Source organism: Fischerella sp. PCC 9605 (genome assembly GCF_000517105.1).
Classification (GTDB): Bacteria; Cyanobacteriota; Cyanobacteriia; order Cyanobacteriales; family Nostocaceae; genus PCC9605.
Window position 1 is genome coordinate 2,131,705 of sequence record NZ_KI912148.1, and the last position, 15,317, is coordinate 2,147,021.

Annotated in this window: 13 protein-coding genes; 8 read left to right on the forward strand and 5 right to left on the reverse strand. The window is 42.4% G+C overall.

From position 1 onward, the window contains the following. Nucleotides 1-454 precede the first annotated feature (454 nt). Complete coding sequence (locus tag FIS9605_RS0111735; protein ID WP_026732753.1) at nt 455-1,129, forward strand: GDSL-type esterase/lipase family protein; 675 nt, start codon at nt 455-457, stop codon at nt 1,127-1,129. A 117-nt stretch (nt 1,130-1,246) separates the two neighbouring features. Then, on the forward strand, nt 1,247-2,203 hold the full coding sequence (locus FIS9605_RS0111740; protein ID WP_026732754.1) for a patatin-like phospholipase family protein: 957 nt from the start codon (nt 1,247-1,249) through the stop codon (nt 2,201-2,203). Nucleotides 2,204-2,419: 216 nt separating this feature from the next. On the opposite strand, the gene FIS9605_RS42630 is transcribed toward FIS9605_RS0111740, so the two are convergent. Continuing rightward, the gene (locus tag FIS9605_RS42630; protein WP_155960406.1) at nt 2,420-2,644 is read right to left on the reverse strand and encodes a hypothetical protein; all 225 of its coding nucleotides are present in this window, start codon (nt 2,642-2,644) and stop codon (nt 2,420-2,422) included. Nucleotides 2,645-2,779: 135 nt separating this feature from the next. On the opposite strand from FIS9605_RS42630, the gene FIS9605_RS0111745 reads away from it, so the two are divergent. From FIS9605_RS0111745 to FIS9605_RS0111760, 3 genes are all read left to right on the forward strand, one after another. Continuing rightward, the gene (locus FIS9605_RS0111745) at nt 2,780-3,271 is read left to right on the forward strand and encodes a DUF1269 domain-containing protein (RefSeq protein WP_026732755.1); all 492 of its coding nucleotides are present in this window, start codon (nt 2,780-2,782) and stop codon (nt 3,269-3,271) included. Between the two features lie 117 nt (nt 3,272-3,388). Further along, the gene (locus tag FIS9605_RS0111750; protein WP_026732756.1) at nt 3,389-4,471 is read left to right on the forward strand and encodes a patatin-like phospholipase family protein; all 1,083 of its coding nucleotides are present in this window, start codon (nt 3,389-3,391) and stop codon (nt 4,469-4,471) included. A gap of 509 nt (nt 4,472-4,980) precedes the next feature. Further along, entirely contained in the window at nt 4,981-6,606 is a 1,626-nt protein-coding gene (locus FIS9605_RS0111760; protein ID WP_026732757.1) for an MFS transporter, read from the forward strand. Nucleotides 6,607-6,739: 133 nt separating this feature from the next. Here the strand turns inward: FIS9605_RS0111760 and minD are convergent, their stop codons facing one another. Next, nucleotides 6,740-7,570, reverse strand: coding sequence for a septum site-determining protein MinD (minD, locus tag FIS9605_RS0111770; RefSeq protein WP_026732758.1), 831 nt, complete (start codon nt 7,568-7,570; stop codon nt 6,740-6,742). Between the two features lie 862 nt (nt 7,571-8,432). Here minD and FIS9605_RS0111775 point away from each other — a divergent pair. The 3 genes from FIS9605_RS0111775 to FIS9605_RS0111785 all read left to right on the forward strand — a co-directional run bounded on the left by FIS9605_RS0111775 (nt 8,433) and on the right by FIS9605_RS0111785 (nt 10,996). Continuing rightward, nucleotides 8,433-9,635 carry an AAA family ATPase gene (locus tag FIS9605_RS0111775; protein ID WP_026732759.1) on the forward strand — a complete coding sequence of 401 codons (1,203 nt, stop codon included), beginning with the start codon at nt 8,433-8,435 and terminating at the stop codon, nt 9,633-9,635. A 7-nt stretch (nt 9,636-9,642) separates the two neighbouring features. After that, nucleotides 9,643-10,059, forward strand: coding sequence for a bis(5'-nucleosyl)-tetraphosphatase (locus FIS9605_RS0111780; RefSeq protein WP_026732760.1), 417 nt, complete (start codon nt 9,643-9,645; stop codon nt 10,057-10,059). A 100-nt stretch (nt 10,060-10,159) separates the two neighbouring features. Next, nucleotides 10,160-10,996 (forward strand): GNAT family N-acetyltransferase, encoded by an 837-nt coding sequence (locus FIS9605_RS0111785; protein WP_026732761.1) that lies wholly within the window; start codon nt 10,160-10,162, stop codon nt 10,994-10,996. Here the strand turns inward: FIS9605_RS0111785 and FIS9605_RS0111790 are convergent. The 3 genes from FIS9605_RS0111790 to FIS9605_RS43985 form a co-directional block, all read right to left on the reverse strand. After that, entirely contained in the window at nt 10,993-13,194 is a 2,202-nt protein-coding gene (locus tag FIS9605_RS0111790; RefSeq protein ID WP_026732762.1) for a caspase family protein, read from the reverse strand. The genes FIS9605_RS0111785 and FIS9605_RS0111790 overlap by 4 nt on opposite strands. 165 nt (nt 13,195-13,359) lie before the next feature. Next, entirely contained in the window at nt 13,360-14,532 is a 1,173-nt protein-coding gene (sat, locus tag FIS9605_RS0111795) for a sulfate adenylyltransferase (RefSeq protein WP_026732763.1), read from the reverse strand. A gap of 525 nt (nt 14,533-15,057) precedes the next feature. Beyond that, complete coding sequence (locus FIS9605_RS43985) at nt 15,058-15,303, reverse strand: hypothetical protein (RefSeq protein ID WP_197036024.1); 246 nt, start codon at nt 15,301-15,303, stop codon at nt 15,058-15,060. Between the last annotated feature and the right edge of the window lie 14 nt (nt 15,304-15,317).

Sequence of the window (15,317 nt, forward strand, 5' to 3'; positions counted from 1 at the left end):
AGCGGGCTGTCCGGTCCGCACCACAACAATTTTATTTAATTCAGCTATGCAAGTTAGAAAATTTTTAACTTACCACACCCAGATGGGATCAAGCATCATCTCTAACAAATTGCGGTAGCTCTAAAGATATCGCAGATATCACCATACATACAGCAGGATGATTTATGGTTAGAAATAACACCCTGTCGAAATACTTTATCCAGGGCAGGGCAATATCTAATATCATGTCCGTCAAATTACCCATAATAAAAAGTTTGTAATGCAATACAGTTCAGTTAAGGTTTTGATCCCCCCTGTCTCCAAAGATTGAATTCTACTAACTGAACCGTATTGGTTTGTAATGGGGACTTTAATCCCCAAGATCAGGACTAAAATCCCTACTACGAACATTTTTTAGGTTGATTAGCCGGACACGATATAAATGGCAATTTCTTTTTCTCTTCAGAAGCGAAAGATGAATACTTTATTTCCAGTTTCTCAACAAGCTCGCTTAGCTCTGAGGGTGATTGCTCTTGGTGATAGCCTTATTTATGGGTTTGGCGATCCAGTCGGTGGTGGTTGGGTAGAGCAACTGCGACGTCGGTGGATGTATTCCGACCATCCTGGTCATGCTCTTTACAATTTGGGCATTCGAGGAGATGGAGTGGCTCAGGTGTCCCAGCGATTAGAGCAAGAAGTTCGCCAACGGGGCGAACTGCGAAATAATTTTCCAGACTTGATCATTCTTTCTGTGGGAGTCAATGACTCAGCTCGTTTAGGACGGCGAAATGGACGCCAGTTTACTGAATTTGAGCAGTTTCAAACACAGCTAGCCAACTTGTTAGACAGAGCACAGCGGCTGTGTAATGTTCTGTTTGTGGGCATGGTGCCAGTAGATGAAAGCAAGATGCCCTTCCTGAACTGTTTTTATTTCAATCATGCCGACCAGTACCGCTATAAGGAAGCAACTAAGCTAGCTTGTGCAGCACGTCGGATTCCTTATCTGGATGTTTTTGACCTGTGGTTGGGAAGAGGTGAAAATTGGGTGCGATCGCATCTTTCCTCTGATGGTCTTCATCCCAATTTCCAGGGCTACCAAGCCTTGCTGCAAGATGTGCTGAATTGGGAACCGATCGCGCAACTAGGATAAAAGCTATTTTCGTTGCCTAACGATACTTTACTTTTGTCTAGATGCTGAGGCGTTGTCTTGATAATAGCGGGATCGCCTGTTCTGGGTTGCAAAAATATTTGGGGAGAGGGTGAAAAAATGGCAGAAAACACTAGAAATCGACGAGTGGCGATCGCCTGTCAAGGGGGTGGCACTCATACCGCTTTTACCGCCGGAGTCTTGAAAAGAATTCTGCAACAACCAGAACCACATTTTGACATAGTAGCTTTGAGCGGGACTTCTGGCGGTGCGATCTCTGCTCTGTTGACTTGGTACGGCCTATTATTAGGTAGCAAAGATATAGCAGTTGAATTATTGGATTCTTTTTGGCGAGATAATTCTGCGACTTCGTTGTGGGATATTTATCTCAACAACAATCTTGTCTGGTTATCGCGCTTGAACAGTATTTTTCCTCTGCCTGAAATTAGCCCCTATACCTATCCTGATTGGGGGCAGCAGCGCCTGAAACAACTGTTAGAAAAACACGTTAAATTTGAAAAAATCAAAGAATTGGTCAACGGATCAAGCCCTCTGTTCCTCGTGGAAGCAGTCAATGTTCTGAGCGGCCAATTTACAATTTTTAGGAATGCTGAAGTTACTGTAGAGGCAATTCTAGCTTCAGCTGCGATCCCAACTTTGTTTAGATCGGTACGAATTGGGCAGGGGTTATTTTGGGATGGGCTGTTTTCGCAAAATCCTCCCATACGGGAACTTCCAGATGTCAAACCTGATGAAATCTGGATCGTTCAGATTAACCCGTCAACCAGCAAGAATGAGCCAAAATCAATAGAAGCGATACGCGATCGGCGTGATGAACTCTCCGGCAATCTTTCCCTGGAGCAAGAAATCTATTTCATAGAAAAAATTAATGAACTACTGAAAAACGATCTCCTTGCAAATGGCAAATACCAGCATATTGAGGTGAAGCGCATTAGGATGCTTTGGGATTTGGATTACTCATCCAAGATAGATCGCAATCCTGGTTTTATCCAAGAACTGATCGCTTATGGTGAAACAGAGGCTGAAGCATTTTTGAGAAATGGGTCAAACAAGTAAAAAGTAAAAAGATAAAAGTAAAAAGAAATCTCCATAGATCAATCTAGGGGCTTGAAGCAAGGAAATCTTTATCTTTCTCCATCAATAAATTCACTCTCTTGTATCCTTTTGAGCTTAAGACAAAAAGAAATATTCTTCTTTTACCTTTTTACTTTTGACTTTTAACTTCAAAGAACGAATCTTGCAAAAATTTTTACTTTAGATTCAGGTACTTTTTTAAGTAGCGATCGGACGGCTATTTAAGTACTCTAATAGTAGTAACGAATACTTCAGCTTAACTGTCTTATTTTTATTAACTGAGTAAAAATTCTGCTTAACTGGCTTATCTGCCATTGAACAAAGCAAAAATTGATGAAATGCTGATAAATACTTACCTAAATACAAAGTGAGTCTTAATTGAAATAGACGCAAAGACCCTGTGACGTGGAGAGGGGTTTTCATTCATGTTGGCGATTCTGCCATGATGACTGTCTTGAAAATAGGGGAAAGGGATTGGGGATCGCGGAAGAGATTTTCATACCCTCGTTGTGGGTGAAAAGCCTGTGAGGGTCTGACTTGTAAACAAGGAGATAAACAATGGCTAATCTAACCGTTTGGAAATTCAACACCGCTGATGGTGCAGAACATGCTCTGCAAAAATTGACAGAATTACAGAAACAACATCTGATCGAAATTGTGGATGCAGCAGTTATTTCTTGGCCCAGAGGTCAGAAAAAGCCTAAAACCAAGCAAGCTACGAATTTATCAGGAATCGGTGCATTAGACGGTGCCTTCTGGGGATTGTTGTTTGGACTGATTTTTTTCATTCCCATTTTTGGTCTTGCTATAGGTGCAGCGACAGGAGCATTGGTTGGTCATTTCAGTGATTATGGTATCAACGATGACTTTATTAAAGAAGTTCGGGACAAAGTCACTGAAGGGACATCAGCTCTGTTCTTACTAAGTGGAAAAGCTACTCTTGACAAAGTCAGCGAAGCCTTTGCAGGGGAGCAATTAGAACTCATCCAATCGAATTTATCGAATGAACAAGAAGCTAAGTTGCAAGAGCATTTCAGCATAGCAGCGTAACCCATAAATGGTTAGCGATCGCACATTTAGAAATTCACACTGTGGTGTAGGTGGTTGCGATCGCCTACCAAGCATCGGCTAAATGAGGATGTGACAGGTAGAGGAATAGTTATTTTCATGAAAACCAAAATTGCGATCGCTTGTCAGGGAGGAGGTAGCCAAGCTGCTTTTGCGGCTGGCGTGTTTAAAGCCCTTTTTGAGAACAACATTCGAGACAAATTTGAGATTGTTAGTTTAAGCGGAACTTCAGGAGGTGCCATCTGTGCGGCTTTGATCTGGTACGCTCTGAAAAAAGGCGAGAATCCAGTTGAGCAGCGATTAATAGATTTCTGGAAGGATAATACGGCTCAAACTTATCAAGAGCGTGTGTTTAACGACTTTGCGATTACAAACCTAAGACTTGTCAGTAAGGGAATACTGCCACATTTCAATATCAGTCCTTCATCCTCACTATTTAAGTACTGGATGTCTTTTACAACCCAGGGTTTGCGGAGTCGATTTATCAATTTTCAGGAATTGCTAGAAACTCACATCAATTTCCAGGAATTAGCCTCTTGGGGAGCACAACCAGACCCTCCTATTCTTGTGTTAGGTGCGTGTAACATTCTCACCGGAAAATTGTGGAAGTTTAACTCATTTTACCAACCTATTAAACTCGAACATATCCTAGCTTCCTGTACGATTCCCAATCTTTTTCCAGCCGTTGAAATTGGCAAAGACGCTTATTGGGATGGCTTATATTCCGACAATCCACCTACAGATGAATTAATAAATCCCAACTCTGTTGGTGTTGCGAATATTCCCCAGGAAATCTGGGTAATTAAACTGAATCCGACACGCAGAAATACGATTCCGGTGGAAGTGGATGATATTTTAGATCGACGCAATGAACTGGAAGGAAATATTTCTTTATTTCAAAACCTAAGACGTATCGAGATACTCAACAATCTATTGTTAAGGGGAGCATTTAAAGATGAGTTTCTAGAAGAGTTCTATATTAAAGAGCCCATCAAAATTCCTAGATCTTTTGTAGAACTAGAAGACAAACCTTACTATATTCCCTTTATCGAAATGTCCGATGACTTGCAAAACAGCCTTGACTATGAGACTAAACTCGATCGCAATCCCGAACACATCAAACAGCTCATCCAAGATGGCGAACAACAAGGAAAAAAGTTTTTAGAATCAAGATTGATCTAAAAATAGCTATCGTACGATGTCATTGGCAGCGTTATCCAATTTTGGATTTTGGATTGATCCCACGAATAAATCCGAGGGCTTGAGGATTTTGGATTTTGGATTGGCTCCACAGATAAATCACAACCCAATGGAAAAATAGAGCATCAGCAATGCTACCCAAATAATCCCTTCTGAATTATATGCATTGTTTAATAAACAATCAGTATTTTTAAATTGAATTTGTTATACATACACTTGTATCAAGTCCGGCTAATTGCTTACGATATGGTTGTTTTTGTTGGTAATTGGTAATTGGTTTTTCCATTACTTATTACCTATTACCGACCTTCACAGATATGATAAGTGTTCAAACGGACATGATATTACGTTATTTCCTAATTAGCGATCGCACTGTCTTTTAATGTGGGCGAGGTATATAGTTAAACCATCTCTGGAACTTCAAATCACCTCGAAAATTTCTGATTCCACAGATTAGGATATTCATTAACATATCAGCAGAGATAAATCCCATGAGACAGGAGCAGCAATCATTTCTTGAGAAGTGGTCTTCTCCAGCGAGTCTGTGCTTGACTCAATTTTTAGTGGCATATAACGTCAGCGTTGTTCCTGCCATCATGCCGCGTATTGTGCGAGATCTGGATTCGAGTGTGGGTTCTATTCAAGGGGCGTTGGTGCTGCTACCTCTAGTTAAAGCCTCCTTTGCCCCTACCTGTGAAAATCTGATCAAGCGATTTAGTCGCAAATCAGTCTTCATGGCAGGCTTGGGGCTATTTACTATCGGTGCGATCGCTACCTCTGTTAGTTCCAATATGGGATTTTTTATTGTTGCGTATTCGTTAATTACGGGATTGGGAGCTACGCCCTTAATCGGCTCACCACGGGATTTAATCGGCAGAATTTATCAGGAAAAAGCAGAAAAATATGCGTTGTTGGCGTTGATTGTATCCTCAATTATCGGCGGTTTGACAGGAGCGCTTCTCGGTGGGTGGATTGCCTCAAGATATGGCTGGCGCTGGTCGTTTTTACCCGCAATCTTACTAGTTCCAGTAATTTTTATACTGCTGCGAAGTATTCCCAGAACTCGCCAAACCTATACTGTACCCTTAGATTGGATTGGCGGACTATTATCATTTTTAGGATTTGGCTTGACTCTAGTGGGCGTCAGTTTAGCGGGTGAATATGGCTGGTGGGCTCCCAAGCAACCGTTTAAGATATTTGGTATTGTGATTCCGCCCTTTGCACTGTCGATAGTTCCAACTCTGATTGCGGCGGGTATAGTGTGTTTGGGGATGTTTGTAGCTTGGCAACGACGACAAGCTCGTCAGGGAAAAGCTTCATTGCTGCGGGCGGGATTGCTTCGCCATAAACCTTTTTTGCTGGGGCTATTTACAGCGACTCTGCACTACATGATTACGACAGGGATGCAGTTTAACCTCTACCAGTTTTTACCAGTAGTACTGAGACTCAATCCATACCAGACAGCCCTTGCCGTTTTACCTTTCTCGTTAGCCACTTTGGTTGTGGTTGTATACACAACATTCAAAATCGTTGGGCGGGTTCCATCGCAATTGTTGATTTATGCAGGATTGACGATATTTTGCGTTGGTGTTTGGCAACTGTATAATGCGATTAGCTTAAGTATGACTACCTTAAATTTGCTGCCTGCGTTAGTAATTATGGGAGCAGGTTCAGGCTTGTTTTTAGCACAAATTGGTATAACCACATTTTCGACAGTGACACGAGACAACATAGCTGAAGCTAGTGGTATATACGATCCATTTCAGGATTTAGGCCGTGCCTTAGGGCGGGCAATCTTGGGAACAGTTTTGATTGGGACTGCTTCAATTAAAATAGTCGATCAGGCGATCGCACAACTCGGGCAAACAGTCAGTCCAGAACAGAGACAAAAAGCGATCGCGACATTGGAACGGGTTGTTCAAACTTATAGCCGCGAAGAGCGAAAAGAATTTATTAACAATTTGCCTACAGTAATTCAACCCTCTCTCGATACAATTCTCAATACATCTGCGGTGGAAGCGATGCGAACTGCCGTATTGCTCGGTCTTGTGTTTAGTCTGGCTTGCTTATTTTTGGCATTCTTTCTACCCAAGCAATCCTCAAGGAGAACTGATTGACACTCCCCTGCCTGAGTAAGTTTTGCTTCGCTCACTTACTCCCAAAGGCAGGGGATTCTTGGCTCAACGTCAAGCTTCGGCATGAGGAAGAAGAAGCATCCAAATCTCCGCTGAAAGATGGGAATAGGGAAGTTTAGAAATAGGGATATAGATTCACAAAATCATTAATTGGGTAAATTGAGGGATTTGAATCTAAAATGTTGTCTTTAGGTGAGTCAAACTCAAGGCATTCGTTGGCAGTTTTCCCTTCCAGGTTACAAGCAATCCGATCAAAAGCAATGGCCGCTGCCGAATTATTTTCCACTAATACTAAAGGTTCGCCACGATTAGTGGAAACAATAACGCGCTCATCTTCAGGAATCGCACCGAGTAACCCAATTGCTAAAAGTTCTTGAACATCTTCTACTGACATCATATTAAAATCCCGTACCATCCCAGGTCTGATACGGTTAATGATTAACTGAATAGGCTCGATACCTTTGGCATCTATCAATCTGATTACACGATCGGCATCACGTACTGAAGAAATTTCGGGTGTGGTAACAACTATCGCTTCAGTGGCAGCAGCGATCGCATTCTGAAATCCCATGTCAATACCAGCTGGGCTATCTACTAGTACGTATTGATACTTTTGTGCCAAATCGTTTAGCAGTGATTTTATTTGCTCTGGATTTACTGATTCTTTGGTACGTTTTTGTGATGCTGGTAGAAGTACTAAACCTGGTTGTCTCTTATCTTTCACCAAAGCTTGTTCTAAACGACACTCTCCAGCTAGAACATCGGATAGTGTATAGACTATGCGTTTTTCTAGTCCTAGCAGCAAATCCAAATTTCTCAATTCTAAATCAGCATCAACTAATGCTACCTGATAACCCATATTGGCTAAAGCCATACCCAGATTCGCTGTAACTGTGGTTTTACCCACGCCGCCTTTGCCGGAGGTAATAACTATAATGCGAGTCATGATAGAAACGTGCTCGATTTAGGGACATAGGGCTAGCACCCCTAATTTCTCTCTACCGAGAACTAAACAACCAACCGGAGTGATGTTACCGATCTGTAAAACTCTGTAAAAAAAGCTAAAAGCTATATCTAATACCATTTTGGATTTTGGATTGAGAAACCCTCTGGGGAGTAAGGGTTATGTAAATCCATCTGCTGCGATCGTTTTTTAAATTGGTATAAAGAAATTGGAGACTTGACACAGTTTTTACTTATGTATTATAGTGTATTACATAAAGACTAGGTAAGGCACGACTCAATTCATTCGCTGGTGACAAATCAGATTGCGTGCCCTAATAGTTCAGCGCCTACATAGATGAGCTAATTTGAGGTGTAGCTGTGTTTGCGTAAAATCGTAGCGTTTTTAAACGCAAAGGGACGCAAAGTCAGCGCACCAGGTAGCAGAGTTTTTTTAAGGAAATTCGCTACGAATTAATGAAATGCTGTGCTTATTGTAAAACTCGGGTAGTACGAGAGGAAATGTACTGTTGTTCAGAAGCGGCGGGCGAAAAGCGAGGAAAGCACAAAGAACCTGGGAGGTTGGCTTAAAAGTAGTTATCCTTGAAAAAGTTTATTGTAATACCATTTCACAAAATTATTGATACAAATCCTCTCCCTTATCTTCCTTGTCCTCCTTGTCTCCCTGGTCGCCAAATGTATCAGACTGATAGTGAAACGGTATAACTCACTACTGGAGTTCCTTTCAATTGGCGGACGCTTTGTTGTGGCGACTTGCACGCAAGTGGTTGATAGTACTGGAAAAATCTATTATAAATGCGTACATCTGCCGAGCTTAACTCCATTAACGCTGCACTATAGAAAATATGGAATTTGACTATTTTAGATACAACGAAGGCTCTCCTGCAAATAACAATCGTCAAGGTTTACTTGCCAGTGGTTGGCGTCCTTTTCATCGGGAATTTGACTGGGAGTTTTTATGGCAATTGATGTGCAACGATACGCGGGAGTTAACCCAAAAAAGTTTTAATTTAGCAAGTAGCATAGCAGAAACTTTGGGACGCAATAATTATGCTTGGTGGGCAAATTTATTGAATATTGCCTCGGAAAATACGCGCTATGAAGTTGAAAAATTTTGGAATTACATCACACCAGATCCACTTACACCTGATTATCGCTACAAAGATGTTTTAAGTACAGATACACCTATAGTTCAGTTTGTCAGTCGTAGCAGCATTCCTATTGATTATGTTCTCAACCGTCTGCAAGAAATTACTGTCATGCGAGTTTTACAATTATTGGGATGTCCTGATATTATTACCCAATACTATTTAGAACGAGATTTTTATTTTCCGGTTGATAAATTTGTGAGTTGGGAACGCTTAGATGTTGTCAACACTGTCTATGCTTACTGGTCTAAAGATGATATCTGGTTGCAAATTGATCCCTATGAAAGAGGTCGAAGACATTATACTTTAATGGCAAAAAATCTATCTCCATTAATTAACAAAGCGACTTATGATTTAGCAATCATGCTGAGTGGATATCAAAGCCGCGTTGGTAAGGTTCACAGCCTATTTTCCATTCGGAGTTTTCCGACAGATATACAAAGCTTTACTGATGTAGTGCAGCAGGCGGTTCTCAATCAACATCAATTAGCGATTTTGGTACATGGCAAACCAGGAACTGGTAAAACAGCATGGACACAAGCAGTAGCAAAAGAAATTCTTGTGCCACTTGGATATGTGATTTTTATTTTGGATCATGATGCGATCGCCAATTTTGTACCGCCTACATATCTAGAACGCATTTGTATTATTATTAACGAGGCAGATAACTTAGCACAAGACCGTGCCAGTGAGGTAGCGCAATACAATAATAAAACCGAACATATTTTGGGTTTGCTAGATGGAACTTTGTACCAGAGTGTGATTGATGACTCTGGTATTCACATGCAGCAGCGATTGGTTGTGTTAATGACTTGCAACACCACAGAGAGATTAGATCCAGCAATGTTACGCAAGGGCAGGATTGATTTAATATATGAATTTACTCATTTATTTGTGTAAATAAAGCATGCGAAACAAAAAATCCTGTGGTGTAATTGTCATGCGATCGCAACCACAGATGAGTTTTTTACTTCTGTTGAAAACTCACTGTTATGACTTACCCAAAGGTCAAATTGAAACAGGCGAAGATGAAATTAGTTGTGCTTTACGCGAATTATTTGAGGAAACTCAAATTACAGACCATGATATTGAGTTAGATCAAGATTTTCAGTTTACTGTTACTTATCTAGCTAACAACAAGAAATCGAAACGTGAAAAAACAGAGAAAACAGTTGTGATATTTTTGGCATGGCTGAAGAACGAAGTTACTATCAAAACCAGCGAACACAGAGGCTACATGTGGGTAGAATGGAATCCACCACATACCATTCAAGAAAAAACCATTGATCCTCTGTTAAAAGAATTAGAAAGTTATCTCTCTTAGCATTTAAAAATTCTGGAATTAAACCCAAAAATTTTGTAGATAATCGCCAATTGGTTGCATTCCCATCCAATCACCAGCAACAAAAAATCAAGAGATTGCGATGAAACTCCAACGCTTTGAAAATGCAAGTCTATTTTATAACAGAGTGAAAGATTACTTGCTGAGCCAAGAAGCAATGCATAATCTACTGTTAGGGATTGCAGATACCTTGATTCATCACCCACATAGGTATAAATCTCAACCTTATCTAGCAACTGTGGAGGTAGACAGAGAGATTGTTGCAGTGGCAATGAGAACACCGCCTTACGATTTAGTATTGTCGCAAATCAAAGATTTGGGTGCAGTAGAGGTTATTGCTAAAGACTTACATTCATTTTCAGAAACAATATTAGGAGTTAATGCTCCTACCGTTGAGGCAAAAGCTTTTGCACAGGCATGGCGATCGCTCACCAATCAATCTTATCAACTGAAGATGGCGATGCGTGCCTTTCAATTAGAACAAGTACAAAATATTTCCCAAGCTTCAGGTTATTTACGGCTGGCAACAGAAAGTGATAAAGAATTGTTGGTGCGCTGGTTTGAAGCTTTTTACTTAGAAGCTGTTGGCAAGGTTGAATCAGATCCTAAAGCTTTGATTAACCACCATTTACAGCAGCATACTGCTTATGTTTGGCAGGATCAAGTGAGTGTTTCAATAGCTTGCCGGGGACAACTCACTCCTAACGGTGCGCGGATCGGTTTGGTATATACACCACCAGAATATCGCCGCAAGGGCTATGCTAGTGCGTGCGTCGCAGGGTTAAGCCAAACGTTACTTAACCAAGGACATAAATACTGCTTTTTGTTTACTGACTTGGCAAATCCAACTACCAATCACATCTACCAAGCTATTGGTTATCAACCTGTAGGTGATTGGCATAATTACTGTTTCACTTAAACTACCTGAAAAACAAAGCTCAAACTCGCCCAATTATTCACATCCAAGACATAGGAGTCAGCAGGGATGGTGTTCGGATCGACTTTGACTGTACTGGCGTTGTGCAAATCTTGTAGTACGGCGTGGGCGACTTCTAGGGGGTTTAGGAGTGGTAGAATGCGTTGATTATCGGCGCGGGGATGTTTAGCAGTTTCTAAAGCGCTGAGAGTTTGGCTAAAGGGGGCAGTGCTAAAAATTAATTGGGTTTCATTGAAGAAAGCTGGCCCCTGTATCACCCATTCAAAACCAGCTGTGGTATGTGGCAAGGTGAGTGTTTCTCCAGGAACAATGACGATATCATTAAGCGGGGGTTTGTCTGGGGAACCGTCAGTTTCTGTAACTTTTTGCCACGGGAAAAGCGCGATCGCATTTCTAGCGCTATTTAGTCCCAGAAGCATGCAATATACTGGGCTATTGCCCATGTTTTGCACCCGGTACTGTACCCGGCTACCGATAGGTACGGTAGGCATATGTCCAAGTTCATGACTAACTAATTTCTTACTGGCGGTTTGGGCACTCACAGTTCGCTGTGTTTCACGTTGCATCACCACCCGAGGCGCAATAGTGCTGATTATTTCTAAGTTGGCTTTGACATGCAAGCGAGAAGAACCTTCATTATCTGTGAGTTGCCATAATTTCGCTGCCAGCAGAGTTTGCAGTTTGGAATCTAACCGTTGCACCGCTACTTTTACTGCTTCTCCGGCTTCGCCAAGGGTGCTGGGGATTTGCTCGCTACCCAGAGAAAATAAACCATAACGACTGGGAGAAACTAACAATGAGGTAGACGCGATTAAGTCTTTACTCTTCGCGTCTGGAAGTTTGCCAAACACGTAATCAGCGGGTTGTTCTCCTGCTACTACACTCGATACGTTGGCAACTGTGGCAAAGGCACTTGTCGCATCTACCCGTTCAATTCTTTCCAGCCCCCCATCTAGGGCAATTATTAGATTAATATTTCGAGGTAAAACTCGCACTGCTTCTTGAACGAGTTGTCCGACTTGGGGAGAAATTTTACCTTCAGAAGACGAAATCCGTGTTTTTGCTGTTAAGCCACTACGCGATCGCAATATTAACTCTATATTTGGCCCTGCTTCGCTCACCAGAGTCAACCGAGAATTCACACCGTAGTATTCCAACACTTGGGGTGGCAATCCTGCCAACCACACATGTACTTTGCCATCCTCTTCTGTTGCCGTCACTACTCCCTCTGCACCAAGGGCTTCTTGTAGAAAATTCTCGCTTAGCTGGACTCGCTGTAGATTCTTTTTACCTGTCAATAAGCCTGGTTGTTGCAGGCTACCCAACTGCTGTATTGTACTTCCCACACGGGAGACAAATACAGGTATTGTTACTGCTGGTGTAGTCTCCCATAGATATTGCGTCAAGGCGTAGGTAAATAATCCCGCACTAAAACCTGATAGTTGTATCTCCTGCGCCAACTGATTGGGATTGGATGTTGCAGACATCACCACCGCAGGCAATTCCGTGGCGGCTTTTTCTTGTAGTCTTTTTTGAAAGTCTAGTTCCGCATCTGCCAAAACGGCTTGTGTGGGCATCTGGCGGGCGCGAATTCGCAAATGCCCCGCAGATAAGAAGTTAGTAGGAGCGTAGTAGCTGGTGTCTAATACTGCTGTTACCTTTTCTGTGGGGAGCGATCGCAGCATCAACAACAGCGTTTCTTCTAATAAATAATTGACAGTTTGAGTCTCTTGTGCAGGTGATTCTTCTATCCCATCAGCGGAAATCAAAGCATTTTGCACAGTTTCTGGTGAATTCACCAACCTGATCCGACTGCCATAGCCGCTAAAGTGGAAGACAACTACATCACCAGGTTTTGCTTGCTGCACGAGATGCTCTAAAAAAGCAGACTCAATAAATTTTCTGCTGGCTTGTTCGTCAGTCAAAGACAAGACATTTGACGGTTGGAAACCAAAGCGGTGGATCAAAACTTCCTTTTGTAGTTCTACATCCACCAGGCAACCATTCAGTGCCGGACTTTCTGGATATTGATTAATACCTACTAATAACGCCAATTTGCGTGGGCTGGGTTGTGCCAATGCCTGTTGATAGCGAGTTCCAAAATTGAACCACTCAGCCTCGGCAACACCCAATGCCGCGAGAATAGAGCCAAACCGTTGCAAAAACGTTCGCCGCTTCATAATTAGCTATCAGCCCTCAGTCCTTCAGCTTATGTAAGCTTATCGAGCAGAGGCCTGTAGTGTAAAGTTTGGTTCTAGAAAAAGGGATTGGGGATTGGGGATTGGGGATTGGGGATTGGGGGATGAAGAAAGTCCCTTTCCCCTTTCCCCTTTCCCCTTTCCCCATCACACTGGTACTTTCATTGCCCGTGCCAACTCAGCCGCCACTTCTGGACGGGAAAATTCTGGTGGGGGTAACTCGCCCCGGCGCAGCATCTCCCGTACTTTTGTACCCGACAGGTGAACGCGTTCCTCTGGCTTGCTAGGACTGGTTTTAGTCGTTGCCATTTGCTTGGTGCGCGTGCAGTAAAAGGCGTGTTCAAACATCATTGGCACAATACCTATCTCTTCTGGAGTAAACTCATCAAAGATATATTGAGCATCATAAGTGCCGTAGTAATTGCCAACGCCTGCATGATCCCGTCCGACAATAAAGTGAGTACAGCCGTAGTTCTTACGAATTAAGGCATGGAAAATTGCTTCACGAGGGCCAGCATAACGCATTGCCGAGGGATTGATTGCCAAAATCACTCTATCTTCGGGGTAGTATTGTTCCAGCAAAATTTCATAACAGCGCATCCGCACATCGGCAGGGATGTCATCATCTTTAGTAGCCCCTACCAAAGGATGCAAAAATAGACCATCTACGGTTTCCAACGCACATTTTTGGATATATTCGTGGGCGCGGTGGATGGGATTGCGAGTTTGGAAACCAACAACAGTTTTCCAGCCTTTTTGCTTAAATAATTGCCGAGATTGGGCGGGATCGATTTGATAGGCAGGGAAATGGGGATGGCGATCGCGTTCCAATAACCACACATCACCTGCAAGATTTACCGCGCCTTGATTGTAGACTACTTGCACACCTGGATGTTTTTCATCATCGGTGCGGTAGACATTAACTGCTTCGCGTTTTTTGTCGTAGCGATATTTTTGTGTGAGTTCTAAAACCCCGACAAATCGGCCATCAGGGTTATCCAGGCGAACCAAACCGCCTTCGGTGAGGGGAGCTGCTACTTCCTCACTCACTGAAAGTGTAATCGGAATTGACCATACAGTACCGTTAGCCAAGCGCATTTCGGTAACAGTGCGATCGTAGTCTTCCTGATTCATAAAACCAGTCAGGGGACTAAAACCACCGATCGCAATCATTTCTAGGTCAGAAACAGCTCGCGCGTCAAGCTGCACTCGCGGCAGAAAGTTGGCTTTCGAGAGAAATAGTTCTCTTTGTTCCGGTGTAGCAATGCGATTAACCAACTGCCCACCGTGGGGGAGGATGCCTTCTGGATAGTAACTCAATTTCGTCCCTTCTTTGCCTAACTGCTGTTTTTTTAAGCTATGTTAATAACTTACCAAACCTCAGGCACAGATTGTACACAAAGTTGAGGGATTTATGGGAGTTAGGTTTTTAAGGGTAGGTTTTAGATATTTAGCCCTTTCAAGGTGTAATGTATTTTTCTTGGTGTCCCTACCCTACGGGAAGCCGCCCTTGCGGGCGTCTACGCTGCGCTCGAGGGCAAGCTTAGTGTCTTTGTGGTGAAAAAATTGACTTTTGAACCACCAAGGCACTAAGACACAAAGGTGAAAAGCCCAAAATTCGGGAAATTTTTTGAGGATTTTTACCCACCTTGAAAGGGCTAGTTTTAGATATTTTACGTTTTGACGACTCTTGCACTCTTCGGGTACGACTGGCGTAGACGCGCACAGCGCGGCTCAAGGCAGAGTCAGTTTTTCCACATTTAAATTGCATAATCTGGGCGGGCGAGACGCCCACCCCACAAGAAATTCAACAAAAATGTTCATGCAAATTAAATGTGTTTTAGCTTACCCGAAGGGTGCAATATTTGAGCTAACACATCTTTGTTTAACAGCAGCGATCGCACAGCAAACAGGGAGAGATTTATCTGCAACACCATCATTCAAGCTTAAAACGAGACCTTTCACACTTAAAACGACAATGTTCAAGCTTGAAACGAAAACTTTCATGGTTGAAACGAAAACTTTCATGGTTGAAACGAGAACTTTCATGGTTGAAACGAAAACTTTCATGGTTGAAATGAGAACTTTCATGGTTGAAATGAGAA